Consider the following 26090-nt stretch of genomic DNA (forward strand, 5'->3'; position numbering starts at 1 on the left):
ACCCCCAGGGTGCCGATTGCCGCAGTTCATGCACCAAATTTCCCGTTTCCGCTAAATCCGGCCCTTGCCGTGCTTTGGCCCAGACCTGAGGACCAATACCCATGACAGACAATTTTGCCCAATCGACGCTCAACATCCACAAGGAAGAAAGCACCGGCGACAAGAAGCTGCCGAGCCACACCAAGGCGGTGATCATCGGCGGCGGTGTTGTTGGCTGCTCGATCCTGTTCCATTTGGCCAAATTCGGCTGGAAGGATGTGGTGCTCTTGGAGCGGGACGAGCTGACCTCCGGCTCCTCCTGGCACGCGGCGGGGCAGATCCACACGATTTCTTCGGACCCGAACATCTCGCGGCTGCAGTCCTATACCATTGATCTGTATAAGGAGATTGAGGAGCTGTCGGGCCACTCTGTCGGTCTGCATATCACTGGCGGCTTTTATCTGGCGTCGAACAAGACCTGGTACGACTACCTGAAGCGTGAACGCTCCAAGGCGCGCTACATGGGTCTGAACCAGGAGTTTATCAGCCCCAGGGAAGTGGCTGAGCGCCACCCGCTGATAGACCCGAAACATTACCACGCGGCGCTGTGGGATGATCAGGACGGCGATCTGGACCCGTCGGGCGCCACCTATGCCTTTGCCAAAGCGGCCAAGGTGCACGGCGCGCAGTATTTCACCCACACGCCGGTGACCGGCACCACCCAGCGTCCCGATGGCAGCTGGGACGTGGTGACGCCACGCGGGGTGATCAACGCGGAGCATATCGTCAACTGCGGCGGGTTGTGGGCGCGGGAAGTCGGCCACATGCAGGGCGTCAACCTGCCGGTGCAGCCGATGGAACACCACTATCTGATCACCGACAAGATAGACGCGGTGGCCAACCATCCGACCCGCCTGCCGGCCGGCATTGATTACGAGGCCAATATCTATTTCCGGCAGGAGCGGCAGGGGATGCTGCTGGGCACTTATGAGCCGAAGGGGACGCCTTGGAAGGTGGGCGGCACGCCGTGGGATTTCGGGCATGAGCTGCTGCAGCCGGATCTGGACCGCATTGCCGACCGTCTGGAGATGTCGTTCGAGCGGATCCCGGCGATTGGCGAGGCGGGCATCAAGGACATGATAAACGGCCCCTTCACATTTGGCCCTGACGGCAACCCGATGATCGGCCCGGTTCCGGGGATGAAAAACTACTGGTGCGCCGTGGGCGTGATGGCGGGCTTCTGCCAGGGCGGCGGTGTGGGGCTGACCATGGCCGAATGGATGATCGATGGCGAGCCGTCTATTGACGTCTGGGCGATGGATGTGGCGCGCTTTGGCGACTTCGCAACCCCCGACTGGGGCACCGTGAAATCGACCGAGAATTACGAGCGCCGCTTCGTGATGACCTTCCCGAATGAAACCCTGCCCAAGGGCCGGATGCAGAAGACCACTGCGCTGTATGACCGGCTGGTCGCCAAGGGCGCGCGCATGGGCCAGGGCTTTGGCTTGGAAAACGCGCTGTGGTTTGCCGATGGGCCGGAGGATGCGCATGAGGAGCCTACATTTGAGCGCAACCGCTCGCACGATTATGTCGCGCGCGAGGTCAAAGCGGTGCGCGAGGCCGTCGGCGGCATCGAGGTTGCCAACTTTGCCAAGCATGAGTTTAAGGGCGCAGGCGCGCGGGCCTATCTTGACCGGGTCCTGGCGGGCTATGTGCCGAAACCGGGCCGCCTGGCGCTGACGCCGATGCTGACGCCGAAGGGCAAGCTTTACGGCGATCTGACCGTGGCCTGCCTGGGTGAGGATCATTTCATGCTGTTCGGTTCCGGGGCCATGCAGGAGGCGCACCGCCGTTGGTTTGAAAAAGACCTGCCAGCGGGTGTGACCTACCAGAACGTCTCGGATGACTGGCACGGCATTGCGCTGTCGGGGCCGAATTCGCGAGAGCTGCTGCAGCGGATCACCCGTGAGGACGTCTCCGCCGAGGCCATGAAATTCCGAGACCTGCGCCAGACATTTGTCGGCGGCGTGCCGGTGATCCTGAACCGGATCAGCTTTTCCGGCGAGCTGGGCTATGAGATCTACTGCAAGCCGCAGTACCTGCTGCGCCTGGCCGAAGCGATCGAGGGCGCCGGCGCTGATCTGGGCTACCGCTGGTATGGCGCGCGGGCGCTGATGTCGATGCGGCTGGAGAAGGGCTGGGGTGTGTGGACGCTCGACTTCCGCCCAGATTTCGACGCGGCGGAAAGCGGCATGGATGTCTTTATCAACTGGAAAAAGGATTTTGTCGGCAAGGAAGCGGCCCTGGCCGCCAAGGACACCGGGCCCAGCCGCAAGCTGGTCACCATGACCATCGACGTGGACGGCATTGATGTCTCCAATGATGAGGCGATCCTGAAGGATGGCGCGGCGGTGGGCTACATCTCCTCCGGTGGTTATGCGCATCACGCGCAGACGTCGATGGCGATGGGCTATGTCTCGGCGGAACACGCCGCGGCGGGCACCAGGCTGCAGGTCGAGATCCTGGGCGAGATGTACGACGCCGAAGTGCTGGGGGCGCCGGTCTATGACGCCAATGGCGCCAACATGCGCGCCTGAGCCGGCAAGGGGAGCGGACACCATGGCCAGACCCATGCGAAACCTCCCCGACGCGGCCCAGGCCGTGCCGGCCTGCCGCTGCATCTTCCTGCTGCTGCCCACCTTTTCGCCGCTGGACCTGTCCAGCGCGGTGGCAGCGCTGGAGGCGGCGAACACACATGACGGGGCTGCGCGCTATGACTGGCGCGTGGTCAGCGAGGACGGGTTGCCGGTCACCGCGCCCAACGGGCTCAACGTGGCGGTGAACGGCGGGCTTCCGGACTTGATGCGCGGCGACATGATCTTTGTCTGCGGCGGCCAGGGGCAGGAGCCGCGCATCTCGCTGAAAGTTCTGGGCTGGCTGCGCAGGGCGCACCGAATGGGCGCAACACTCGGCGCGCTGGGCGGCGGTATCCTGGCGCTGGCCCGCGCCGGGCTGCTGTCCGGGCGCCAGGTCTCGGCCCATTGGGCGCTGCGGGCGATCCTGGCGGAGGCGCATCCGGACGTGGAGGTCAAAAGCTCGCTGTTCACCATGGAGAGCAAGCTGATCACCTGTGCGGGCGGGACCGCGACTATAGACATGACGCTGAACCTGATCTCGGACCACCATGGGCCGGCCGTCGCGACCGGGGCGGCGGATCTGATGGTCTGTTCCTCAGCCCGCAAGGGCAGTCAGGATCAGACGGTATCGGAATACGGCCGGACCGGCGTGCGGCACGAAAAGCTGGCGGCCGCGCTCAGCCTGATGCGCAGCAACTTGGAGGAGCCGCTGACGCCGGGCGGCATCGCCGGTCTGGTCGGCCTGTCGGTGCGGCAGCTGGAGCGGCTTTTCTCCAAATATCTGCAGACCACGCCCAAGGTCTATTACACCAGACTGCGGCTGGACTACGCGCGCAGCCTGCTGCTGCAGACCAAAATGCGGATCATCGATGTGGCGTTGGCATCCGGCTTCAACAGCCAGACCCACTTCGCCAAAGTCTACCGCCGGTATTTCGGCAAATCACCGCATCAGGAACGGCCGTTTTAACCATCGTGCTTTGCCTTGCCGGGTGCGGAGACGCATCCGGCAAGACATGATCCGGTGTCCCTCCTCTGATCAGAGGCCGAGATCGCTGAGACCTGGGTGATCTGCCGGGCGCGGGCCTTGCGGCCAGTGGAACAGGCGGTCTTCCTGGTTGATTTTCAAGTCGTTGATCGACGCAAAGCGGTGGGCCATGCGGCCGTCTTCGGCGTACTCCCAATTCTCGTTGCCGTAGGAGCGGTACCATTGGCCGGATGCATCGTGCCACTCGTAAGCGTAGCGCACGGCGATACGGTTGCCGTCATAGGCCCAGAGCTCCTTGATCAGCCGGTATTCCAGCTCGCGGTCCCATTTGCCGGCCAGGAACGCCTGAGCTGCGTCGCGGCCCTGGGGGAAATCGGTGCGGTTACGCCATTTGGTGTCCAGAGTGTAGGCTTGCGCGACGGCGTCGGGGTTGCGGCTGTTCCAGCCATCCTCGGCGGCACGAACCTTGGCAATGGCGGTTTCGCGGGTGAAGGGCGGCAGCGGGGGGCGGGGGGCTTCTGTCATGTTTATTTACCGATCTGTTAGTGATGCGCTATAAGTGTACAGATCGGTACTGAAAATCAAGGGCTGTGTTTAAAATTTTTTCCAGGGACCAAATAGTGCGGTATCTCAGTGCCGTGCGTTCCCCTTGTCCCGGATGACTTGCTCCGGGATCATGCTCCCGTGCTCAAAGCGCGGTTCAGGCCAGTTGCGCCCCGATGAGACCCGGCGGTGAGCCGCTGAATGGTCAATCAGTACGCAGCGCTGCCAGCAAATCCGGATCTTTCAAGCCGGGGTGCGCAAGTCCGGACAGTATTTTTCCGGGGTGATATCACCCATGTTTCACTGCAAACTGACCGCGGCAGTCTTCGGGCCAACTCAGCCTTCGCCAGAGTGCTGCCCATAAGCGTTTGTAAACGAACACAGATTGCGGTTGCGCATAGCGCCAATGTGCGTGCTGCATACCCTATGCGATTTCGGCATTTCACAGCTGCCGCGCCAGCAGATAGCGTTCACGCCATAATCACAGGGGAGTATGCCTAATGACGAAATTTGTCAGAAGCCTGGCGGCGGCTGCGGTGGTGGCGATGGCACCGGTTGCCTATGCCGAGACCACAGTGCGCGTTGCCTATGACGCTGACCCGGTTTCATTGGATCCGCATGAACAGCTGTCCGGCGGCACGCTGCAGCTGTCGCATATGGTCTTTGACCCGCTGGTGCGCTGGACCCAGGACCTGCAGTTCGAACCGCGCCTGGCTGAAAGCTGGGAGCAGATCGATGGCACCACCATGCGTTTCAAGCTGCGCAGCGGCGTCACCTTCCACAGCGGCAACCCGCTGACTGCGAATGACGTCGACTGGACCTTTGACCGGCTCAAGCAAAGTGACGATTTCAAGGGCATTTTCGCCCCCTTCACCGATGTGGAAGTCGTGGATGACATGACTTTCGACCTCAAGACCTCGGAGCCTTATCCGCTGGTCTTGCACACCGCGACCTACATCTTCCCGATGGACAGCGCCTTCTATTCCGGCACCACCGCGGACGGCAAGGACAAGGCCGAAGTGGTCAAGCACGGCGACAGCTTTGCCTCGCGCAATGTCTCCGGCACCGGCCCCTTCATCGTCTCCGAGCGTGAGCAGGGCGTGCGCGTGGTGTTCGACCGCTATGCCGATTACTGGGACAGCGAAAGCGGCGGCAATGTCGACAAGATCGTTCTGTCCCCGATCAAGGAAGACCCGACCCGCGTGGCCGCCCTGCTGTCCGGTGACGTGGACTTCATCGCGCCGGTGCCGCCGACCGACCTGAAGCGTGTCGAGGAAGCGGAAGGCGTGGACCTGATCACCATGCCCGGCACCCGGATTATCACTTTCCAGATGAACCAGGACCGCGTCGAGGCTTTCAAGGACGCCCGCGTCCGCAAGGCGATCGACTATGCGGTGAACAACGCAGGCATTGTTGACCGCATCATGCGCGGTTTCGGCACGGTGGCCGGCCAGGCCAGCCCGACCGGCTATCTGGGTTACAGCGAGGGTTTCGCACCGCGCTTTGACCTGGAAAAAGCCAAGGCGCTGATGGCCGAGGCAGGCTATGCCGACGGCTTTTCGATCACCATGATGGCGCCGAACAACCGCTATGTGAACGACGACAAGATCGCCCAGGCGGTGGCTTCGATGCTGGCGCAGATCAACATCAAGGTTGACCTGCAGACCATGCCCAAGGCGCAGTACTGGCCGGCGTTCGACGAGCGCGCGGCGGACATGATGATGATCGGCTGGCACGCGGACACCGAAGATTCGGCCAACTTCCACCAGTTCCTGTCCGCCTGCCCGGATGAGGCAACCGGCAACGGCCAGTATAACTCCGGCAACTACTGCAACGAGGAAGCCGACACGCTGATGAACCAGGCCAACGCGGAAACCGATCCGGCCAAGCGTGCGGAGCTGCTGCAGAAGCTGGAAGGCATCCTGTACGAAGAGGCGGCCTTCATCCCGCTGCACTGGCAGAACCTGGCCTGGGGTGCCAAGTCCGGCATGAACGCGGCAGAGATCGTGAACGCGCTGAACTTCCCCTACTTCGGTGACCTGGTTGTCGAAACCGGCAGCTGAGCCACTGAACAGACCCGGGCCGGTCTCCCCCGGCCGGCCCGGGCCGCAGAAATAACAAACGGCCGCCAAGGCTGAATTTGCAGGATCCGCAGTTCCTTGGAGATTGCGGCCTGCGCTGTAACCAAACTCTACAAAGGTCAGGAAGATGTTTGCCTATCTCGCCAAGCGAGTGATTCAGGCGATTGCCGTGATGTTCGTCATCTCGCTGATTGCCTTCGCCATCCAGGGCAACCTGGGCGACCCGCTGCGCGAGCTGGTCGGGCAGTCGGTCTCGGAAGAAGTGCGCCAGCAGCTGCGCGATGAGCTGGGGCTGAACGACAGCTTCGTGACCCAATACCTGCGGTTCGCCGGCAATGCGCTGCAGGGCGATCTGGGCACCTCCTATTTCTTCAAGGAGCCGGCGCTGGACGTGATCCTGAAGAAGCTGCCCGCCACGCTGGAGCTGGTGTTCGGCGCGACGCTGATCATCATCGGCTTCTCGGTGCCGCTGGGCGTCTATACCGCGATCAAGCCGGACAGCATCATCAGCCGCATCATCATGGGCCTGTCGATCATCGGCATTTCGATCCCGGTGTTCCTGACCGCCATCCTGATGATCTTTGTGTTCTCCGTCGAATACGGCTGGTTCCCCTCTTACGGGCGCGGCGATACTGTGCAGGTTTGGGGCTATTGGCAGACCAATTTTGCCACCGCCGACGGCTGGATGCACATCATTCTGCCCTCCTTTGCGCTGGCGTCGATCATGCTGCCGCTGTTTGTCCGCCTGATCCGGGCCGAGATGATGGAAGTTCTGCAGTCCGAATACGTGAAATACGCCAAGGCCAAGGGCATCAATCCCTGGCGGATCTATTTCGTGCATGCTTTGAAAAATACGCTTTTGCCGGTGATCACCGTGGGCGGCGTGCAGATCGGCACCATGGTGGCCTATACCATCCTGACCGAGACCGTGTTCCAGTGGCCGGGCATGGGGTTCATGTTCCTTGAGGCGGTGAACCGCGTCGATACCCCGCTGATCGTGGCCTACCTGATTGTTGTCGGTTTCATCTTTGTGGTCACCAACACCATTGTCGACCTGATCTATGGCCTGGTGAACCCGACCGTGAATATTGCGAGGATGGGCGCATGAGCACCGAAATGCTTTCCCCGAAGTCCGATCCGTCGCGCTGGGCCAAGGCCTGGAATTCCAACATGGGTTACAGCTTCCGCCGCAATCCGGTCGCGGTGGTCAGCATGATCATCTTCCTGCTGATTGCCGGCGCCGCCTTTCTGGCACCTGTGATCGCGCCCTATGATCCCTATGATCCGGCGCAGATGGATATCATGAACTCCGAATACCCGCCGGCCTGGGTGAGCGGCTCGCTGCCGGAGTTTGTGCTGGGCACCGACGACCAAGGCAGGGACCTGTGGTCCACGATCCTGTACGGCACCCGCCTGTCGCTGCTGATCGGCATCTGCGCGGTGGCACTGCAGGCCTTCCTGGGCATCTCCATCGGGCTGCTGGCCGGCTATGTCGGCGGCCGCCTGGACAGCTTGCTGATGCGGCTGGCCGATATCCAGCTGTCGTTCTCCACCCTGATGGTGGCGATCATCTTTCTGGCCGTCACACAGGCGATGTTCGGTTCAGACACTTTCAACCGCTATGCCGTAGTGTTCCTGATCGCGGTGATCGGCGTGGCGGAATGGCCGCAATACGCCCGGACCGTGCGCGCCACCGTGCTGGCCGAGAAGAAGAAGGAATATGTCGACAGCGCCCGCGTTCTGGGTTTCGGCCCGATGCGGATCATGGTGCGGCACATCCTGCCGAACTCGCTGTCGCCGATTTTCGTGATCTCTACCGTGCAGGTTGCCAATGCGATCATCTCCGAAGCTTCGCTCAGCTTCCTTGGCCTCGGCATGCCGCCGAGCCAGCCGTCGCTGGGCTCGCTGATCTCCTCGGGCTTCGACTATATCTTCTCGGGCAGCTGGTGGATTACCGCCATTCCCGGCGTGGTGCTGGTGGTGCTGGTGCTGGTCATCAACCTGCTGGGCGACTGGATGCGCGATGTTCTGAACCCGAAACTGTACAAGGGGTAACGCGATGAGCCTTCTATCCGTTCGCGACCTGACCGTGAAATTTGCGATGCGCGACCAGACGGTCACTGCCCTTAACGGCATCTCCTTTGACCTGGCCAAGGGCGAACGCCTGGGCATTGTCGGCGAAAGCGGCGCCGGCAAGTCGATCACCGGGTTTTCGCTGATGAACCTGCTCAGCCGCCCCGGTTACATCGACAGCGGCCAGATTGAATTCGAGGGCGAAGATGTCGTCAAGATGAGCGACAAGCGCCTGCGCAACCTGCGCGGCAACCGCATGGCGATGATCTTTCAGGATCCGATGGTGACCCTGAACCCGGTGCTGACCATCGGTCAGCAGATGGTTGAGACCCTGTTGGCACACCGCAAGCTGAGCCGCGAGGAAGCGCGCCAGATTGCCATCGTCAAGCTGCGCGAGGTCTATATCCCCTCTCCGGAGGAACGTCTGGAGCAATACCCGCACGAGCTGTCGGGCGGCATGCGGCAGCGGATCATCATCGCGATTGCGCTCTTGCTCGATCCGCAGCTGATCATCGCGGATGAACCCACGACGGCGCTGGATGTGACCATTCAGGCCGATATCATGGAGCTGATGCTGGAGCTGTGCCAGTCGAACCAGGTGGGGCTGATCCTGATCACCCACGACCTCGGCGTGGTCAGCCAGATGACCGAGCGCACGCTGGTGATGTATGCCGGCCGCATCATTGAGGCGGGGCGCACGCGGGAAATCATCAACGACCCGCAGCACCCGTATACCCAGGGGCTGATCAACGCGCTGCCGCAGCAGACCGTGCCCGGCCAGCGGTTGAAGCAGATCCCCGGAAATATGCCGGGCCTGGCCAGCATCCCCCAGGGCTGCGCCTTCAACCCGCGCTGCAAATACGCCACCGACCTGTGCCGCAGCCGGGTGCCGGACATCGTGCAATACGGCGAGGTCGCAGTGGCCTGCCACGAGGTGCAGCGCCTGCATAGCGATGAAGACCTTAAGGAGATACGGGCATGAAGGATGCAAAGACAGACCGCCCGCTGCTGGAAATCAGGAATCTGGCAAAGCAGTTCGACCTGGATCAGGGCTTTCTGGAAACCCTCAAGTTCAAGCAGGGCAAGATCGTGCGGGAAACCCGCTCGGTCCATGCGGTGAACAATGTCTCGCTTAATGTCGGCCGCGGCGAGGCGCTCTGTGTGGTTGGCGAGTCGGGCTGCGGCAAGTCGACAGTGGCGCGGCTGGTGGCCGGTCTGCTGACCCCCACCGCAGGCGAAATCCATTACGAAGGCCAGCGGATCGACAATTTGCCGCGCAGCGGCATGCAGCCCCTGCGCAAGAAGATCCAGATGATCTTTCAGAACCCCTACGCCTCGCTCAACCCGCGCATGACCATCCGTCAGGCGCTGGAGGAACCTGTGCGCCACCACTTTCCCGCCGCCTCGGCAGCGGAGGTGCGCGACAAGGTCACCGAGGTGATGCTGTCAGTTGGTGTCGATCCCAGCTGGGCCAAACGCTATCCGCACGAGTTTTCCGGCGGCCAGCGCCAGCGGATTGCCATTGCCCGCGCCCTGACAGTGGACCCTGAATTCGTCATCGCCGATGAGCCGATCAGCGCGCTGGACGTATCGATCCAGGCGCAGGTGCTGAACCTGATGCTGGAGGCCAAGGAAAGCCGCGGTCTCACCTATCTGTTCATCACCCACGATCTGAGCGTGGTAGAGCACTTCGGCACCCGCGTGGCGGTGCTTTACCTGGGGTCGGTTTGCGAAGTTGCGGACACGGCAACGCTGTTCTCCAACCCCAAACATCCCTATACTCGGGCCTTGCTGTCCGCAGTGCCGCAGCTGAAGGATGACCGGCCGAACCATATCCGCCTCAAGGGCGAGATCCCGACGCCGATCAATCTGCCGCAAGGCTGTCCCTTCCAAAGCCGCTGCGCCTTTGCGGACGCACGATGCAAGAGTGAACAGCCAAAAGCCATTCACCAGCCCGATGGCAGCCTTGTCGCCTGCCATGCTGTCCAGGAGGACAGGCTGGATGCGGTGGCCGCCGGTTAAGACGGGACACCCAGTTGGACATCATCTGGCTCAAGGATTTCGAGGCTTTGGTCGCGTGCAAGAATTTCTCGCGCGCGGCCGAAGAGCGCAATGTCAGCCAGCCGGCCTTCTCCCGCCGTATCCGGGCGCTGGAGAATGAGATCGGCGTGCGGCTGATCAACCGCGAAACCCTGCCGCTGACGCTGACCCCGGCAGGCGAGGTATTCCTGTCGCAGTCCCGCATCATGCTGCGCACCTACGAGGAAACCATCGAGCGCTGCCAGACGATTGATGCGGCGGGTGAAAATGTGATCCGCTTTGCCGCTTCGCAGTCGCTTTACATGACGCATTACAAGACGCTTATCGCGCCTTTGGCCAGCGAAGGCGGGGTGGATACCGACCTCAATTCCACCTCCTGGGCAGCAGATCAGTTCGTCAGCGCGCTGCAGCAGGGCTATTGCGACGTGATCCTGACCTACTGGCATCCGTCAATGGATTTCCTCGGGCCGCTGGAGGTTGCCAATTTCGAGCATCTGACCCTGTCCACCGATCATTATGTGCCAGTGTCCCGGACAACTTCGGACGGGGCGCCTGAATTTTCCTTTCCCAAGGCCGGAAAGGACGCGGTGCCGCTACTGTCCTACGGTGCGGTCTCGGCGCTCCGGTCGGTTCAGGAATTTGCGCTGGCGCAGCTGTTGCCCGGACAGAAGGTTTTTGTGGTCAACCAGAACGCGCTGGCCAACAGCGTCAAGGCGATGATTCAGGAGGGGTTTGGCATGGGCTGGCTGCCGCTGAGCCTGTGCCGCGAGGAAATCAAACAGGGGCGCTTTGCGGTGGTTGACGACCGCCTGGCCACCGATCTGGAAATCCGCCTTTACCGCGATCCGCGCAGCACCAAACCGACGCTGGATGTGCTGTGGAACAAGCTGAGGATGGCCGCGCTGGAGACGGCTTGATCCTCATTTCCCGGAAGCATTGAGCACCGGTTCAAAACAAAAAAAGACGCCCGAAGGCGCCTTGTTTTATTGGTCGGAGCGAGAGGATTCGAACCTCCGGCCCCTGCCTCCCGAAGACAGTGCTCTACCAGGCTGAGCTACGCTCCGACCGTGGAGGGCGGAATAGCTCAGGGGGCGGGGTTTGACAAGGGCGATTCCGTAGAAAGCTGCGGTTTTCAGGAATTCTTTTTGCCGTTGCGGCGAGGGGCGGCGCGGCCACGCGGAGGAACAAAAAAGCCCCGCGCTGACAGTCAGGCGGGGCTTTGAACATTGTATGGACCGGCCTCAGAATCAGAGGCTTGCCTCCAGGGCGGCAAGCACGGCATCGCCCATTTGGCTGGTCGAAACCGGCTCAACGCCGTCCTCGCCCAGCAGGTCTGCCGTGCGCACGCCGTCGGCCAGAACTTTTTCAACCGCCGCTTCCAGGCGGTCGGCCTCGGAGCCCTGGTCGAAGCTGTAGCGCAGCGCCATGGCAAAGCTGAGGATGCAGGCGATCGGGTTGGCCTTGCCCTGGCCCGCGATGTCGGGGGCAGAGCCGTGCACCGGCTCGTACAGAGCCTTGGGGCGGCCGTTTGCCATCGGTGCGCCCAGGCTTGCGGAGGGCAGCATGCCCAGGCTGCCGGTCAGCATCGCGGCGCAGTCGGACAGGATGTCGCCGAACAGGTTGTCGGTCAGGATCACGTCGAACTGCTTGGGTGCGCGCACCAGCTGCATCGCACCGTTGTCGGCATACATATGCGACAGCTCCACCTCGGGGTAGTCAGCCGAGACCCGGGTCACCACTTCGCGCCACAGGATGCCGGATTCCATCACATTGGCCTTCTCCATCGAGCAGACCTTCTTGCCCCGGCGCATTGCCAGTTCAAACGCTGACCGTGCGGCGCGTTCGATCTCGCTCTCGGTGTAGCGCTGGGTGTTGATGCCGACGCGCTCGTTGCCCTCTTCGAAGATGCCGCGCGGCTCGCCGAAGTAGACACCCGAGGTCAGCTCGCGCACGATCATGATATCGAGACCTGCGACGATGTCCTTCTTCAGCGAGGAGAAATCCGCCAGGGCGTCAAAGCACTGAGCCGGGCGCAGGTTGGAATAGAGATCCATTTCCTTGCGCAGGCGCAGCAGGCCGCGTTCGGGCTTTACCGAGAAATCCAGACCGTCATAAGCCGGGCCGCCGACGGCGCCCAGCAGCACCGCATCGGCGTTCTGCGCCTTGGCCATGGTTTCATCCGCCAGCGGCTTGCCGTGCTTGTCATAGGCCGCGCCGCCGACCAGATCCTCGCTCACATCGAACTGCAGGCCGCGTTTGTCGCCGAACCAGGAGATGATCTTGCGCACCTCGGCCATGACTTCGGGGCCGATCCCGTCACCGGGCAGAATCAGAATCGATGGGTTGGGCATGGGGATCCTCCTTAAACAGCTGGCAAGGGCGTAGCGGGACAGCGGGGCAGGGTCAATAATAGGCCCTGAAATTAAAGGGGGGTGATGGGGATTTGCGCAGCCTGGGCCGGGTGCAGGCCCTAGTTCAGCGCGATATCCGCCCAGACCAGCCGATGGCGGCTGGCAAGGGCCGCCGCTGCGTCCGGCGCATCCGGCCAGACAACACCGCTGCCGGTCACGGCCAGCCCGGCAGAGGGCAGCACATAATCCACCCGCATCCGCCCGGCACCCTGCCATTCCACGGTTGCGCTTCCGGCTTGAGGGCTGAGCGGCTGCGGATCCTGCAGCCGGGGATCGTCCAGCAGGCTGCGGATTGCGTCCTTGCGGCCTTCCCCTTGATCCGGGTCGAGGTTGGCATCGCCAGCAATCACAAAGGGCGCTTGGGGGGCGGGGCCCAGGCGGCTATTCAGCAGCAGCTGCCACAGGCGGATTTCATCGCGGTTGCGCCGCCCGTTGCGGTCTTCCGGCCCGTCAAACACCGGCGGGGCGGCGTGAAATGCCATCACGTTCAGCCGCTTGCCGCCGGGCAATTGCAGCGGCACCAGCCAATGCGCGGTAGAAGACAGACGCTGCACGGCCTGCACCTCGCCGGACGGAAACGGGCGGCCGTCCGGGTGCTTGGGAAGCAGCGCGCCGGGCAGGTCCCGCCACAGCAGGGCCGAGAAGTCGCGGATCCCGTTGCGGTCAACCGGCAGCCGCGACAAAAGCGCCATGCCGCCTTGGCCGCGGAACCGGCCATAGCCCTGATTGTCACGCGGCCCGCCGGTCTTGCCATCGCCATCCATGTCCAGCAAGGCCGGGGGCGGCAGCCCGGCATTGGGCTGCAGGGAAACGCTGTAAGGATAGGCGGCGCCGGCCTCTGCCAGCAGCCCGGCCAGGGCGGCAAGGCTGCGGCCTTCGTAATCCCAATCCACCCCTTGCAGCACCAGCACATCCGGCTGTGCGGCGGAGATCACCTCCACCACCGCGGCAATTTGCGGATCACCGCCGCGTTCAATATCGCGCAACAGCAGGCCGGGTCCGTCCCGCGAAAGTTCGGTGTTGAAAGTGGCGACGCGCAGAGTGCCGGCCTGGCCTGCCCCGGCGGCAAGGATCAGAAGAAGACCCGCCGCCAGCCGTCTCATGCGGTTTGCAGGGCCTCATCCGCGGCGTTGCCGGCGGTGCGCCGTTTATGCATGATCAGCCCGGCAATGCGTTGCATTGCCATGCCGCGCATGATCATTGACGCAGGCACCAGCGCCCAGGCGCTGATCACCCAGATCAGCATATGGGGGGCCGCCAGGATTCCGGGATCGACCAGGCCCGAGGCCATCTTGACCGCGGCGGGCAGGGCAAAGGGCAGCAGCACGCCGGCAATGATATTGACCCGCGCGTCCCGCTGAAGCCGCTGCACCACATCGCCGCCGGTGGTGGGGTCGAACAGCGGCAGGTTCACCCAGACATTGAAGGCGCCGCTGCCGACAGGCCAATGGCCGACGCGGATCACCAGCGCAAAGACGGTAATCGCGGCGCCTGCTGCTGTACTGGCCAGGCCGGCTGCATTGCGGACCATCACCACAGTGGCTTCGGACACCTGGGGCGGCAGCATCAGCACGGTCAGCTGCACCGGCGAATAAGCAAAATCCAGCTGCCCGCCCAGGGAACTGCCCAGACGGTGGACCAGTGCCGTCAGCCCGGTCGGCTCCAGTGGATGCGCCGCCAGCAGGCTCAATGCGCCGACAGACGCAGCACTGGCGGCAAAGCGCATCCGGTTGATCGGCGGCGCATTGCGGAATTCCACGATGCTGGGAAAATGCGAATAATATTCGGTGAAGGCCAGGGCCGAGCCCAAGAGCGCGATGAACAGGACGATTTCCGGCGACTCGGTGGCGGATGCCGGCAGGATCAGCGTCGGCATGGCAAACAGCATAGCCACCAATATGCCGCGGAACGCCGCGCCTGTGATGCGTGCAAACACGTCTTTCATTCCCTTCAAACCGGCGCGGGCGTTTTCGCCTCTGGGTCCGGACTTGAAGCCCCCCGGGGACGGCCCGGGACGCTCTGCCTCATTTTTGCCCCATTGTTGCCGGGCAGCGGCTTTCCGCTCAAGGGCCGGCAGGCGGAACAGGGCCACTTTCACCGCGGGACTGGTGCGGGATTGCATCAGAGTTTTGATGAGAAATGAGAGGGTTGGTGGCGCCTACCAGATGCTGTGGCTGAAAGCGCCGGGCACACAATGCGGGCGCCCGCGCCGAATTGCGGCGGAAATGCGGCGCGACTCCGTCGGGTGAAAAGCAAGGGCCGCCCGGGGGAGGGCGGCCCGTAATCGTTCTGCAGCTGAAACGCCGGGATCAGACCCAGGGACGCTCCTGCGCGGCCTTGTCCTCAAACGTCTTGATCGAGTCCGCTTTTTCCATGGTCAGGCCGATATCGTCCAGACCGTTCAGCAGGCAGTGCTTCTTGAAGGCATCCACCTCAAAGGGGATCACTTCGCCGTCCGAGGTGGTGATCTCCTGCGCTTCCAGATCCACGGTCATGCGGGCGTTTTCGCCCTTTTCCGCGTCGGCCATCAGAATGTCGATCTGCGCCTGCGGCAGCACGATCGGCAGGATGCCGTTCTTGAAGCTGTTGTTGAAGAAAATGTCGGCGAAGGATGTCGAGATGATGCATTTGATGCCGAAATCGGCAATCGCCCACGGTGCGTGCTCGCGCGAGGAGCCGCAGCCGAAGTTGTCGCCCGCCACCAGGATCTCGGCCTTGCGGTACTGCGGTTTGTTCAGCACGAAATCCTCGATCTCGGTGCCGTCGCGGTTATAGCGCATCTCGTCGAACAGGTTCTTGCCGAAGCCGGTGCGCTGAATGGATTTCAGGAACACCTTCGGGATGATCATGTCGGTGTCGATGTTGACCAGCGGCATCGGGGCGGCGATGCCCTGCAGTTTCTGGAATTTTTCCATTGCCATTCTCCTTGTGCGAACCCGTGTGCGGGAAGTCTGCCGGGTTCAGGTTTTTAAGTGCCAGGGCCGTGCGGCCCCTGAATTTCATTCCAAAGGGGGTTCGTTGCTGTTGGCGGTCAAGCCGCAGGCATCAAGGTCAAAGCCAATCTGCTCTGCGAAGTCTGCAACAAAGCTCCCCCGAAGCGGCCGGACCCTTTTGTGGAAGGCGCGAATACGCGAGGAATAGAGATGGATCGCCCTGGTGTCTTCGCTCAGCCATCCCTCAACTCCGCCTTTCGGGTTGAAGTAGGCATCCGCAAAGGACCACGGCAGCGGGTTCAGTGCCTCCTGGGGCAAGGCGTGTATGTCTTCGCCATGCTTGGGCAGCATATGTGTCAGCGCACGCGGGCCGGAAGCGGTCGGCATCAGTTTGCAGGCCTCGTACAGCCTGCGCCCTTTGCCGAATTCCTGTGCTGTGCGCTGTACCGCAGGACGCAGCCATTCCGGGACATAGGAAGGATCGGAAAACAGGTCGATCAGTTCGTTCAACGAGGCGGAATTCTCGGGCAAATGCAGCACTGCGTTGTTGATCATGCCGCTATGTTCATAGCCGGCCAGGTATCCATCCTTGGGTATGAAAGGGCGGTAACAGAAGACATCCGTATCGGCCCAAATCATGCCTGCATCCCGGATCATGCGCAGCCGGAAGAAGTCGGAAAACACAGTCGGGCTGACCCGGTCCAAGAGTTTTTCCGGATAGTCCCAGATCTCGCGGGCTGATACCAGCTCAAGCCCCTCGATCTGCGGGTCTTCCATGTCTTCCGTGCAGAACAGAGTGACCGGATGGCCCCGGTGCAGAAACGACTGCAGGGACATCCGGCCGATCCAATTCATCTGCGGTCCAACCCAGACCGTTCCCACCGGCAGCAAATCCGGTTGCGCCGTATTTGCTCCGGCGGCAACCATCAGATCAGCTCACGCACATCCGTCAGTCTGCCGGTCAGCGCGGCGGCGGCAGCCATGGCCGGGGACACCAGATGGGTGCGGCCCTTATAGCCCTGACGGCCCTCGAAATTCCGGTTCGAGGTCGCGGCGCAACGCTCCCCTGGGGCCAGCTGGTCGGGGTTCATAGCCAGGCACATGGAGCAGCCTGCAAGGCGCCACTCGAAACCGGCGGCCTCAAAGATTTCGGCCAGGCCTTCTTCCTCAGCCTGGGCACGGACCAGGCCGGATCCGGGCACGATCATCGCCCGCATGCCGTCCTTGATCTTCTTGCCCTTCACAACCTCGGCTACGGCGCGCAGGTCCTCGATGCGGCCGTTGGTGCAGGAGCCGATGAACACGGTGTCGATCTCGATATCGGTCAGTTTCTGGCCGGGGGTGAGGCCCATGTATTCGATCGAGCGGCGTGCGGCGTCAACTTTGCCGCCGGTGAAATCATCAGGGGAAGGCACGACACCGGTGATCGGCAGCACGTCCTCGGGGCTGGTGCCCCAGGTCACAACCGGCTGGATGTCTTCGCCTTTCAGGGTGACTACCTTGTCGAAATGGGCGCCTTCGTCGGTAAACAGCGTCTTCCACCAGGTCAGCGCGGCTTCCCACTGGGCGCCCTTGGGGGCATGCGGGCGGCCTTTGACATATTCGAATGTGGTCTCATCCGGCGCGATCAGGCCGGCACGGGCACCGCCTTCGATCGCCATGTTGCAGACGGTCATGCGGCCTTCCATCGACAGATCACGGATCGCCTCGCCGCAGTATTCGATGACATAGCCGGTGCCGCCGGCTGTGCCGGTCTCGCCGATCACGGCCAGGGTGATGTCCTTGGCGGTGACGCCCGGCTTCAGCTTGCCGGTGATCTCCACCTTCATGTTTTTGGACTTCTTCTGGATCAGCGTCTGGGTGGCCAGCACGTGTTCCACTTCGGAGGTTCCGATGCCATGCGCCAGCGCCCCGAAGGCGCCATGTGTGGCGGTGTGGCTGTCGCCGCAGACCACGGTCATGCCGGGCAGGGTCCAGCCCTGCTCGGGGCCGACGATATGCACGATGCCCTGGCGCACGTCATCCACCGGGTAGTAATGCACGCCGAATTCGCGGGCGTTCTTGTCGAGCGCTTCGACCTGAATCCGGCTTTCCTCGTTTTCGATGCCCTTGGCACGATCCAGTGTGGTCGGCACGTTGTGGTCCGGCACCGCGATGGTTTTATCCGGCGCATGCACGCCGCGGCCGGCCATACGCAAGCCTTCGAAGGCCTGCGGGCTGGTCACTTCGTGGACCAGGTGGCGGTCGATATAGAGCAGGCTGGTGCCGTCCTCGGCTTCATGCGCAACATGCGCATCCCAGATTTTGTCATAGAGTGTCTTGGGGGACATGGGTCCACTCCCGTATGTATTTGGGTATGCTGGCTTTGGGCTGGGCAACGGCCTTATAGGCGCGCCAGGACCGTGCGGGCGGCGCCATAGAACCGTTCGCGCAGCCGTGCGCGGTCTTGCAGTTCGATCTTTTGCGCCAATACGAGGGTCATGGCTGTCAGATACATCCGCAAGAGCCGGCAATCAAGATTCGTTCTAAGCCCGGAGAAAGGCAGGCGGCAGAGGCATCAAGCTGCCATACCACCCGGCGGCACGCCGGGCCGCGCCCTTGTCTCTGCTTGATCGAAACCGGGCAGGACGGCACACTGCCGGAAAAAGGGGGCGTGATGGAGCCGGAAGAGCAGACCCAACCCAAGGACGCGCTGGCGGAAAGCACTGCCGAGGCGCTGGAATTCGGCCAGCGGATATGGGAGCTGGCGGCAGAGGGCACCGGACTGCTGCTGAGGCCCTGGAACGCTTATCAGGCCGGGATCGCGCTGGCGCTGTTTGTGCTGGCTGCGCTCATCGCGCGGCCCGTGGCCGGGGCGTTCCATGACTGGCTGCGCCAGCGCGAGGGCTGGCCGCGCTGGCGGATGCGGGCGGGGCTGGTGCTGCACAAGCGGATCCGCGGTATCCTGTTTGTGCTGCTGATCTGGGTGGTTGTTCTGGTCATGCGGGAGGCCACATGGCCCAGCCGCTCACAGCTGCTGGCGGTGATCGCAAACCTGTCGCTGGCCTGGCTGATCGTGGCCTTCGCCACCAGGCTGGTCGGTAATCCGCTGCTGCGGAATTTGGTCAGATACGGTGCCTGGATCTGGATTACCCTGCGTATCCTTGGCGTCACGGCGGAGGCAACCGCGCTGCTGGACGCCATTGCCATCGAATTCGGCGACCTGAGGATCTCGCTGTATCTGGTGGTGCAGGCGGCGGTCATCCTCGGGGTGATGCTGACGCTGGCGCGGGTGATTTCTTCGGTGGCGGCCAACCGCATCCGCAGCAACACTGATATATCCCCCTCGATGCAGGTGCTGGGCGCCAAGATGGCGCAGATCCTGCTGTTTGGCGGCGCCTTCTTTATTGGCCTCAAGGCGATCGGCATCGACCTGACCGGGCTGGCAGTGCTGTCCGGTGCCATCGGTGTGGGTCTTGGCTTCGGCCTGCAAAAGGTGGTGTCGAATCTGGTGTCGGGGCTGATTATCCTGCTGGATAAATCAATCAAGCCGGGCGACGTGATCTCGCTTGGCGATACCTTCGGCTGGATCAACGCGCTGGGCGCCCGCTATGTCTCGGTGGTGACGCGCGACGGGCGGGAGTATCTGATTCCGAACGAGGATCTGATCACCTCGCAGGTGGTGAACTGGTCGCATTCGAACAAATTTGTGCGGCTGGATCTGACCTTCGGCACCGGTTACGGCGACGATCCGCACAAGGTGCGCGAAATCGCGGTCGAGGCGGCCGTAAGCGTTGCCCGCGTCCTGCAGGCGGGCGACCGCAGGCCGGTCTGCCACGTCACCGGATTTGGCGACAGCAGCGTTGATTATGTTCTCAGATTCTGGATCGACGATCCCACCGGCGGTCTCACCAATATCCGCGGCAATGTCTATCTGGCGCTGTGGGATGCGTTCCAGGCCGAGGGCATCTCGATTCCGTTCCCGCAGCGCGAAGTGCGGATGCTGAACGACCCGCTGCCGGTCAGGGTTGCACCTGCAGAGAATGACGGATAAAGCACAGGCTTTGCAGCGCCGGGGCGGGGTTTCATTGAAATTTTATCGCCTGCTTGCTACATTGATAATAGGCCCGGCGCCGGGGCTTGGCGGCGCGTTGTAAGGAGGACTATGTCCTGTCACCCGTACCTCAAGCGGCGGATGCCGCTGCTACTGGGGCAGCCGTGATGGCCGCCCAGTCCCAGCCCACCAGCGAACAGCTGCTGGAGCGGATTCTCTCCTCACTCAGCGATGACAAAGCCGAAGACGTTGTGCAGATCGATCTGCGCGGCAAGACGGCGATTGGCGATTACATGGTGGTGGCTTCCGGCCGCTCCACCCGCCAGGTTGCCGCCATGGCTGAAAAGCTGACCGACCGGCTCAAACAGGAGTTCCAGGTCGGCTGCAAGGTCGAGGGCAAGGATACCGGCGACTGGGTGCTGATCGACACCGGTGATGTGATTGTCCATATCTTCCGTCCGGAAGTGCGCGAGTTCTACCAGCTCGAGAAGATGTGGATGCCCGCAAGCGCCGCGGCAGCTCCGGCAACCCAGGCGGCCGAGGACTGAACCAAGGCTGAATGGATGCAGGCCCGCGCAACCGGTGCGGGCCGGATTGCTTCAGGAATTTCATGCGTCTGCATATCTGTGCGGCCGGCCGTCTGAGGTCCGGCCCTGAAAAATCCCTTATCGACGACTACCTTGCCCGGTTCGACCGGACCGGCCGTGCGCTGGGGCTGGGGCCTGTGCAGGTATTGGAGATCGAAGACAAGAAAAACGGCGGCATGGCGGCTGAAGCGGCACTGCTGCGCAAGGCATTGCCCAAGGGCGCGGTGATCTGCACCCTGGACGAGCGCGGCAAAGTGATCTCCTCGCCGGATTTCGCGGACAAGCTGGCTGACTGGCGCGACAGCGGCCGCCAGGATCTGGCACTGATCATTGGCGGGGCGGACGGAATAGATCCCGCGCTTCGGGCCGAGGCGGACTTCTCGATCTCCTTCGGCAAGATGGTCTGGCCGCATATGCTGGTGCGGGTGATGCTGGCCGAGCAGATCTACCGGGCCGCGACCATCCTGGCGGGCAGCCCGTATCACAGGGTGTAAAGGCGCTTTGCAGGCGCTTGCCTGAGGCGCGAGTATTTTTCAGAAAGATGAACTCACGGCAGGCTGAGGGCGTAAGTGCTCTCGCTCCAGCCGTCGATCTGGCAGCGGGCCTGGATCTGCACCTGCGCGGTGCCCTCCGGGATCTGCACGCCGCTGAGCGACCGGGTGAAGGGCTGTTCGTGCTCATGCGGATGCGCCAGCACACGCAGGCCCAGCTCGTTTCCCGCCATGTCCAGCACCCGCCAGCCATCGGCAAAATGCTCCCAGCCGGTGTCGGGGTGGGAGAGGGTCACGCTGACGCTCCAGCCGCCGCCGGACCGGCGGGCAGCGGCCGCTTCTATCATTGGCTCCGCCGCCCATGCGGGCAGGGCTGCAGCGCTTAGCACGAGGGGCAGAAACAGATGTCTCATGGCGCCGCCTTTGCCTTGCATATGCGAAGCGGCAGTCACGGAACTGTGTCTCCCTTGCTGACTGGCGGAATCCGCAGCAGGATCGTGCGGGAGTGCGAGGCAAATTCCCGCCGGTACAGCACCGCAACGGTGATCAGCGCGGTTCCTGCCAGCGGCAGCGCGCCGGCAAGCCAGGCCACAGCGGCCAGAGAAAAATACGTCGCCCGCATGCCGCGGTTAAAGCTGCGCGCGGCGGTGATGCTGATCTCTGCCGCCTGCGCGGCGCGGGGATAGGCCAGAGCGGCGGTGCGGTCGTTTGGCACCGCTGCCATCAGCACCGAGCAATAGCCGAACAGCCGGTGCGACCAGACAAATTTCAAAAACGCATTTGACAGAAACAGCAGCACCACCAGGATCTTAACCTCCCAGACAAAGGCTGGTGCCCTGTCCTGGATCAGGTCTTCCGCCACGCCGGCCAGCTGCTCGGTATTGCCGATAAGCGCCAGCCCGCCGCCAATTGCAATCATCGTGGCAGAGGCGAAGAAAGCAGTCGCCTGACGCAGATTTCCTGCCAGCTGCGCATCAAAGATCCGCGGATCGCGCTCCACCATCTGTTTCATCCAGTCGCGCCGGAAATCCGCCATCAGCCAGGACACCGAAGGCCGCCCCGCAGGCGGGTTCTCGATCCGCCAGCCGATCCACAGCCAGCCGGCAATCAGCAGGGCGAGCGCGGCGGGGTCGAGCAGCGAGAATTGCGCAAGGCGGGTGGTCCAGATCATGGCCCGACACTAGGGGGCTGATCCGGGCGCGGCAATCCGTCTCTTGTCAGACGGCGAGGATTGGTAATATTATTTTACCAAATAGGAGAGCGCCATGGAGATGCCACCCCCGAATCCCGCCATTCTGGCCCGCAAGGCGCGGCTTGCCGAGCGGCTTCTGGCGGTGCTGCCTGATGATGCGGTGATCCAGGACGAGGCCGAGACCCGGGCCTATGAATGCGACGCGCTGACGGCCTATAGATGCCCGCCGCTGCTGGCGGTGCTGCCGCGGAGCACGCAGGAGGTCTCGGACATCCTGCGCATCTGCCATGAAGAAGGCGTGCCGGTGGTGCCGCGCGGCGCAGGCACCTCGCTGGCGGGCGGGGCGCTGCCGACAGCGGATTGTGTGATCCTTGGTGTGGCTCGGATGAACGCGGTGCTGGAAACGGATTACGGCAACCGCATCATCCGGGTGCAGACCGGGCGCACCAACCTGAGTATTTCCGGCGCGGTGGAGGAAGCGGACTTCTTCTATGCGCCGGACCCGTCCTCGCAGCTGGCCTGTGCCATCGCCGGCAATATCGCGATGAACTCGGGCGGGGCGCATTGCCTCAAGTATGGCGTGACGACGAACAACCTGCTGGGCGTCACCCTGGTGATGATGGACGGCACCGTGGTGGAGATCGGCGGTGCGCATCTGGACGCCGGGGGGCTGGATCTGCTTGGCGTGATCTGCGGCAGCGAAGGCCAGCTGGGCGTGGTGACCGAGGCGACCCTGCGGATCCTGCGCAAGCCCGAAGGCGCCCGGCCGGTGCTGATCGGCTATGACAGCAACGAGGTGGCCGGCGCCTGTGTCTCGGATATCATCAAGGCAGGTGTCTTGCCGGTGGCGATCGAATTCATGGACCGCCCCTGCATCGAGGCCTGCGAGGCCTTTGCCAAGGCCGGCTATCCGATGTGCGAGGCGCTGCTGATCGTCGAGGTGGAGGGCAGTCCCGCGGAAATCGACCATCAGTTGGGGCTGATCATTGAAATCGCCCGGTCCCACAATCCGGTAGAGCTGCGCGAGGCCGGCGATGCGGAAGAGGCCGGCCGCATCTGGCTGGGCCGCAAATCGGCCTTTGGCGCGATGGGGCAGATCAACGACTACATGTGTCTCGATGGCACGATCCCGGTGTCCTCGCTGCCGTTTGTGCTGCGCCGCATTGGGGAAATGAGCCAGGAATTCGGGCTGGACGTGGCCAATGTGTTCCATGCCGGTGACGGCAACATGCACCCGCTGATCCTGTTTGATGCCAATAAGCCCGGCGATCTGGAAACCTGCGAGGCGTTCGGGGCGGAGATTCTGAAGCTCTGTGTCGAGGCCGGCGGCTGCTTGACGGGCGAGCACGGGGTCGGGATCGAAAAACGCGACCTGATGCTGCACCAATACAGCGCCGCGGACCTTGAGGCGCAGCTGAAGGTCAAGGATGTGTTTGACCCCAGGTGGCTGCTGAACCCGGCCAAGGTGTTTCCGCTAGCGGTGAGCGAGGGCCGCCGGGCGGCGGCATTGGCGGCTGAATAATCGGGGTTTGGCCCCAAACCCCAGAGTGCTTTTGGAAAGATGAAAATGCTGACACCTCAGAGCGAGGCCGAACTGGCCGAAATGCTGGCAGGAGCAAGCGGTCCGCTGTGCATCCAGGGCGGCGGCACCCGCGGGCTGGCCATTGACGGTGAAGTCCTGAGCAGCAGAGGCCTGTCCGGAGTCGAACTCTATGAACCGGGTGCGCTGACGCTGGTGGTCAGGGCGGGCACGCCGGTGGCCGAGGTTGAGGCGCTGCTGGCCGCGGAAAACCAGCGGCTGGCCTTTGAGCCGATGGATCACCGCGTGCTGCTGGGCACCGAGGGCGAGCCGACCATTGGCGGGGTCATTGCCGCAGGTGTCTCCGGTCCCCGGCGTATCCAGGCGGGGGCCGCGCGGGATCACCTGCTGGGGGTGCGGTTTGCGGATGGCACAGGACAGATTGTCAAGAACGGCGGCCGGGTGATGAAGAATGTCACCGGCTATGACCTGGTGAAACTGATGTGCGGCGCCCATGGCACCCTGGGAGTGCTGAGCGAGGTCTCGCTGAAGGTGCTGCCGGTGGCAGAGGCCGCAGCAACAGTTGCCATTGAGGGCGCTGATTTGGGTGCCGCGGTGGCTGCGATGTCCGCGGCTTTGGGGTCCCCCTATGACGTGACCGGTGCAGCCTATGACCCGGAGAAGCAAACCGCCTATATCCGGGTCGAGGGGTTCGCAGACTCAGCGGCCTACCGATGCCGCAGACTGGTATCGGAATTGGCCGGCTTTGGCAGTCCCCGGATCGAAGACGAGAGCGCCGCTCTGTGGCGGGGCATCCGCGATGCCGCCGCCTTTCAGGGGCGGGCGGGGGACATTTGGCGGATTTCGGTGAAACCCTCCGATGCCGTTGCGCTGGCACCGCGGCTGCAGGCCGAGGCGCTGCAGTTCGACTGGGGTGGCGGGCTGATCTGGGCGCTGCTGCCAGCGGGCACCGATCTGCGGCCGCGGATCAATGTGCCGGGCCATGCGACCCTGGTGCGGGCCGGCGCCGATACCCGCGCGCGGCTTGGCGTGTTCCAGCCGCAGCCGGGGCCCCTGGCAGCGCTCTCTGCGGGGCTGCGGCAGCAGTTCGACCCGCGCGGCATTCTGAACGCAGGCTTGATGGGATAAAACATGCAGACGACTTTTACCGAAAAACAGCTGCAGGATCCCGGCACGGCGCGGGCCAACGAAATCCTGCGGTCCTGTGTCCACTGCGGGTTCTGCACGGCGACCTGCCCGACGTACCAGGTGCTGGGAGACGAGCTGGACAGCCCCCGCGGCCGCATCTACCTGATCAAGGACATGCTGGAAAACGAGCGCGTGCCGGATGCCAGGACCGTCAAGCATATCGACCGCTGCCTGTCGTGCCTGGCCTGCATGACCACCTGCCCCTCGGGCGTGCATTACATGCATCTGGTCGACCATGCCCGCGCCTATATCGAAAAACACTATGACCGTCCCTGGAGCGACCGCGCCCTGCGCTGGCTGCTGGCCCGGATCCTGCCCTATCCGGGCCGGTTCCGCCTGGCGCTGCTGGCGGCGAAACTCGCCAAGCCCTTTAGGGGGCTGATACCGGACGCGCGGCTGCGCGCGATGCTGGATATGGCACCGGAAACAATCCCGCCGGTCAGCCGCAACGACGATCCGCAAAGCTTTGCTCCTTCAGCACCCCGCAAGAAACGCGTGGCGCTGATGACTGGCTGCGCGCAAAAGGCGCTGAACACCGATATCAACGATGCCACCATCCGCCTGCTGACCCGGCTGGGCTGCGAGGTGGTGGTGGCCAAGGGTGCGGGCTGCTGCGGCGCGCTGACCCATCACATGGGGCGCGAAGCGGAAAGCCATGCCACTGCTGCGATAAATATCCGCGCCTGGACGGCCGAGATGGACGGGCAGGGGCTGGACGCCATTGTCATCAATACCTCCGGCTGCGGCACCACGGTCAAGGATTACGGCCATATGTTCCGTAATGACGCACTGGCGGCGGATGCGGCGCGGGTGTCGGAACGCACCATGGATATTTCTGAACTCCTGATGCAGCTGGAGCTGCCCGAGGGCGCGGACAACGGGCTGACGGTGGCTTATCACGCGGCCTGTTCGCTGCAGCATGGCCAGCAGATCAAGACCCACCCCAAGACGCTGCTGAAACGCGCCGGTTTCACGGTGGTGGAACCCGCCGACAGCCATCTCTGCTGCGGATCCGCCGGCACCTACAACCTGATGCAGCCAAAGATTTCGGCCGAACTGAAGGTGCGCAAGGTGAAAACGCTGGAGGCCAGGCAGCCCGATCTGATCGCCGCGGGCAATATCGGCTGCATGATGCAGATCGGGTCCGGCACAGAACTGCCTATCGTGCACACGGTGGAGCTTTTGGACTGGGCTGCCGGCGGTCCGCAGCCGCCCGCGCTGACCGCCCCGGGCAAGCAAACGCCCGAGGTGCCGGTCCTGCGCTGATGCCGTGGCCAAAGAATCTGGCTGCACAAAGCTTGCATTTGCCCTAATTTTGCCTGAACGGACCCGTAATCTCCCAACCTGTGGACCAGAGGAGAGTCATGTGAGGCAGTGG

Annotated in this window: 24 protein-coding genes and 1 tRNA gene; 14 read left to right on the forward strand and 11 right to left on the reverse strand. The window is 63.1% G+C overall.

The window, feature by feature from the left end; all coding sequences use genetic code 11:
- Positions 1–101: 101 nt before the first annotated feature.
- Both AC0KW6_RS12810 and AC0KW6_RS12815 read left to right on the forward strand, forming a co-directional pair.
- Positions 102–2576, forward strand: coding sequence for a GcvT family protein (locus AC0KW6_RS12810; RefSeq protein ID WP_323776124.1), 2475 nt, complete (start codon positions 102–104; stop codon positions 2574–2576).
- 22 nt (positions 2577–2598) lie between these two features.
- The gene (locus AC0KW6_RS12815; RefSeq protein WP_323776123.1) at positions 2599–3582 is read left to right on the forward strand and encodes a GlxA family transcriptional regulator; all 984 of its coding nucleotides are present in this window, start codon (positions 2599–2601) and stop codon (positions 3580–3582) included.
- Positions 3583–3651: 69 nt separating this feature from the next.
- Here AC0KW6_RS12815 and AC0KW6_RS12820 read toward each other — a convergent pair whose 3' ends face one another.
- Positions 3652–4125 (reverse strand): nuclear transport factor 2 family protein, encoded by a 474-nt coding sequence (locus AC0KW6_RS12820; protein ID WP_323776122.1) that lies wholly within the window; start codon positions 4123–4125, stop codon positions 3652–3654.
- Between the two features lie 518 nt (positions 4126–4643).
- Between AC0KW6_RS12820 and AC0KW6_RS12825 the strand changes: the two genes are divergently transcribed.
- The 6 genes from AC0KW6_RS12825 to AC0KW6_RS12850 all read left to right on the forward strand — a co-directional run bounded on the left by AC0KW6_RS12825 (position 4644) and on the right by AC0KW6_RS12850 (position 11254).
- Positions 4644–6206, forward strand: coding sequence for an ABC transporter substrate-binding protein (locus AC0KW6_RS12825; RefSeq protein WP_323776121.1), 1563 nt, complete (start codon positions 4644–4646; stop codon positions 6204–6206).
- 145 nt (positions 6207–6351) lie between these two features.
- Entirely contained in the window at positions 6352–7332 is a 981-nt protein-coding gene (locus tag AC0KW6_RS12830) for an ABC transporter permease (protein WP_474035066.1), read from the forward strand.
- On the forward strand, positions 7329–8279 hold the full coding sequence (locus AC0KW6_RS12835) for an ABC transporter permease (protein ID WP_323776119.1): 951 nt from the start codon (positions 7329–7331) through the stop codon (positions 8277–8279). Before AC0KW6_RS12830 ends, AC0KW6_RS12835 begins: the two co-directional genes overlap by 4 nt.
- 4 nt (positions 8280–8283) lie before the next feature.
- On the forward strand, positions 8284–9279 hold the full coding sequence (locus AC0KW6_RS12840; RefSeq protein WP_323776118.1) for an ABC transporter ATP-binding protein: 996 nt from the start codon (positions 8284–8286) through the stop codon (positions 9277–9279).
- A complete protein-coding gene (locus tag AC0KW6_RS12845; protein WP_323776117.1) occupies positions 9276–10319 on the forward strand; it encodes an ABC transporter ATP-binding protein in 1044 nt (347 codons plus the stop codon). Before AC0KW6_RS12840 ends, AC0KW6_RS12845 begins: the two co-directional genes overlap by 4 nt.
- 14 nt (positions 10320–10333) lie before the next feature.
- Positions 10334–11254: a LysR family transcriptional regulator gene (locus tag AC0KW6_RS12850; RefSeq protein ID WP_323776116.1), complete on the forward strand. Its 921-nt coding sequence runs from the start codon at positions 10334–10336 to the stop codon at positions 11252–11254.
- A gap of 70 nt (positions 11255–11324) precedes the next feature.
- Here AC0KW6_RS12850 and AC0KW6_RS12855 read toward each other — a convergent pair.
- The 8 genes from AC0KW6_RS12855 to AC0KW6_RS12890 form a co-directional block, all read right to left on the reverse strand.
- Positions 11325–11401: transfer RNA gene (locus tag AC0KW6_RS12855), tRNA-Pro, on the reverse strand.
- Positions 11402–11584: 183 nt separating this feature from the next.
- A complete protein-coding gene (gene leuB, locus AC0KW6_RS12860; protein WP_323776115.1) occupies positions 11585–12688 on the reverse strand; it encodes a 3-isopropylmalate dehydrogenase in 1104 nt (367 codons plus the stop codon).
- A gap of 119 nt (positions 12689–12807) precedes the next feature.
- On the reverse strand, positions 12808–13851 hold the full coding sequence (locus AC0KW6_RS12865; RefSeq protein WP_474035067.1) for an endonuclease/exonuclease/phosphatase family protein: 1044 nt from the start codon (positions 13849–13851) through the stop codon (positions 12808–12810).
- On the reverse strand, positions 13848–14684 hold the full coding sequence (locus AC0KW6_RS12870; RefSeq protein ID WP_474035068.1) for a hypothetical protein: 837 nt from the start codon (positions 14682–14684) through the stop codon (positions 13848–13850). Before AC0KW6_RS12870 ends, AC0KW6_RS12865 begins: the two co-directional genes overlap by 4 nt.
- 373 nt (positions 14685–15057) lie before the next feature.
- The gene (gene leuD / locus AC0KW6_RS12875) at positions 15058–15663 is read right to left on the reverse strand and encodes a 3-isopropylmalate dehydratase small subunit (RefSeq protein WP_474035069.1); all 606 of its coding nucleotides are present in this window, start codon (positions 15661–15663) and stop codon (positions 15058–15060) included.
- 84 nt (positions 15664–15747) lie between these two features.
- Complete coding sequence (locus tag AC0KW6_RS12880) at positions 15748–16536, reverse strand: glycosyltransferase family 32 protein (protein WP_323776111.1); 789 nt, start codon at positions 16534–16536, stop codon at positions 15748–15750.
- A gap of 71 nt (positions 16537–16607) precedes the next feature.
- Positions 16608–18011, reverse strand: a complete 1404-nt coding sequence (gene leuC, locus AC0KW6_RS12885; RefSeq protein ID WP_323776110.1) for a 3-isopropylmalate dehydratase large subunit — start codon at positions 18009–18011, stop codon at positions 16608–16610.
- A 53-nt stretch (positions 18012–18064) separates the two neighbouring features.
- Positions 18065–18163 carry an isopropylmalate isomerase gene (locus AC0KW6_RS12890; RefSeq protein ID WP_245602898.1) on the reverse strand — a complete coding sequence of 33 codons (99 nt, stop codon included), beginning with the start codon at positions 18161–18163 and terminating at the stop codon, positions 18065–18067.
- A 174-nt stretch (positions 18164–18337) separates the two neighbouring features.
- Between AC0KW6_RS12890 and AC0KW6_RS12895 the strand changes: the two genes are divergently transcribed.
- From AC0KW6_RS12895 to rlmH, 3 genes are all read left to right on the forward strand, one after another.
- A complete protein-coding gene (locus AC0KW6_RS12895) occupies positions 18338–19714 on the forward strand; it encodes a mechanosensitive ion channel family protein (protein ID WP_323776129.1) in 1377 nt (458 codons plus the stop codon).
- Between the two features lie 167 nt (positions 19715–19881).
- Positions 19882–20262 carry a ribosome silencing factor gene (gene rsfS / locus AC0KW6_RS12900; protein WP_474035070.1) on the forward strand — a complete coding sequence of 127 codons (381 nt, stop codon included), beginning with the start codon at positions 19882–19884 and terminating at the stop codon, positions 20260–20262.
- A 62-nt stretch (positions 20263–20324) separates the two neighbouring features.
- A complete protein-coding gene (gene rlmH, locus AC0KW6_RS12905) occupies positions 20325–20795 on the forward strand; it encodes a 23S rRNA (pseudouridine(1915)-N(3))-methyltransferase RlmH (RefSeq protein WP_323776108.1) in 471 nt (156 codons plus the stop codon).
- A 53-nt stretch (positions 20796–20848) separates the two neighbouring features.
- Here rlmH and AC0KW6_RS12910 read toward each other — a convergent pair whose 3' ends face one another.
- Positions 20849–21205, reverse strand: a complete 357-nt coding sequence (locus AC0KW6_RS12910) for a hypothetical protein (RefSeq protein ID WP_474035071.1) — start codon at positions 21203–21205, stop codon at positions 20849–20851.
- Positions 21206–21240: 35 nt separating this feature from the next.
- Complete coding sequence (locus tag AC0KW6_RS12915) at positions 21241–21963, reverse strand: DUF599 domain-containing protein (protein ID WP_323776106.1); 723 nt, start codon at positions 21961–21963, stop codon at positions 21241–21243.
- Between the two features lie 94 nt (positions 21964–22057).
- On the opposite strand from AC0KW6_RS12915, the gene AC0KW6_RS12920 reads away from it, so the two are divergent.
- Genes AC0KW6_RS12920 through glcF form a run of 3 tightly spaced genes read left to right on the forward strand, consistent with a single transcriptional unit; the run spans position 22058 to position 25978 of the window.
- Positions 22058–23506 (forward strand): FAD-linked oxidase C-terminal domain-containing protein, encoded by a 1449-nt coding sequence (locus AC0KW6_RS12920; protein ID WP_323776105.1) that lies wholly within the window; start codon positions 22058–22060, stop codon positions 23504–23506.
- 39 nt (positions 23507–23545) lie between these two features.
- The gene (locus AC0KW6_RS12925) at positions 23546–24652 is read left to right on the forward strand and encodes an FAD-binding protein (RefSeq protein WP_474035072.1); all 1107 of its coding nucleotides are present in this window, start codon (positions 23546–23548) and stop codon (positions 24650–24652) included.
- A gap of 3 nt (positions 24653–24655) precedes the next feature.
- Positions 24656–25978, forward strand: coding sequence for a glycolate oxidase subunit GlcF (gene glcF / locus AC0KW6_RS12930; protein ID WP_323776103.1), 1323 nt, complete (start codon positions 24656–24658; stop codon positions 25976–25978).
- Positions 25979–26090: the final 112 nt, after the last annotated feature.

This window comes from Leisingera sp. SA215, assembly GCF_055902035.1.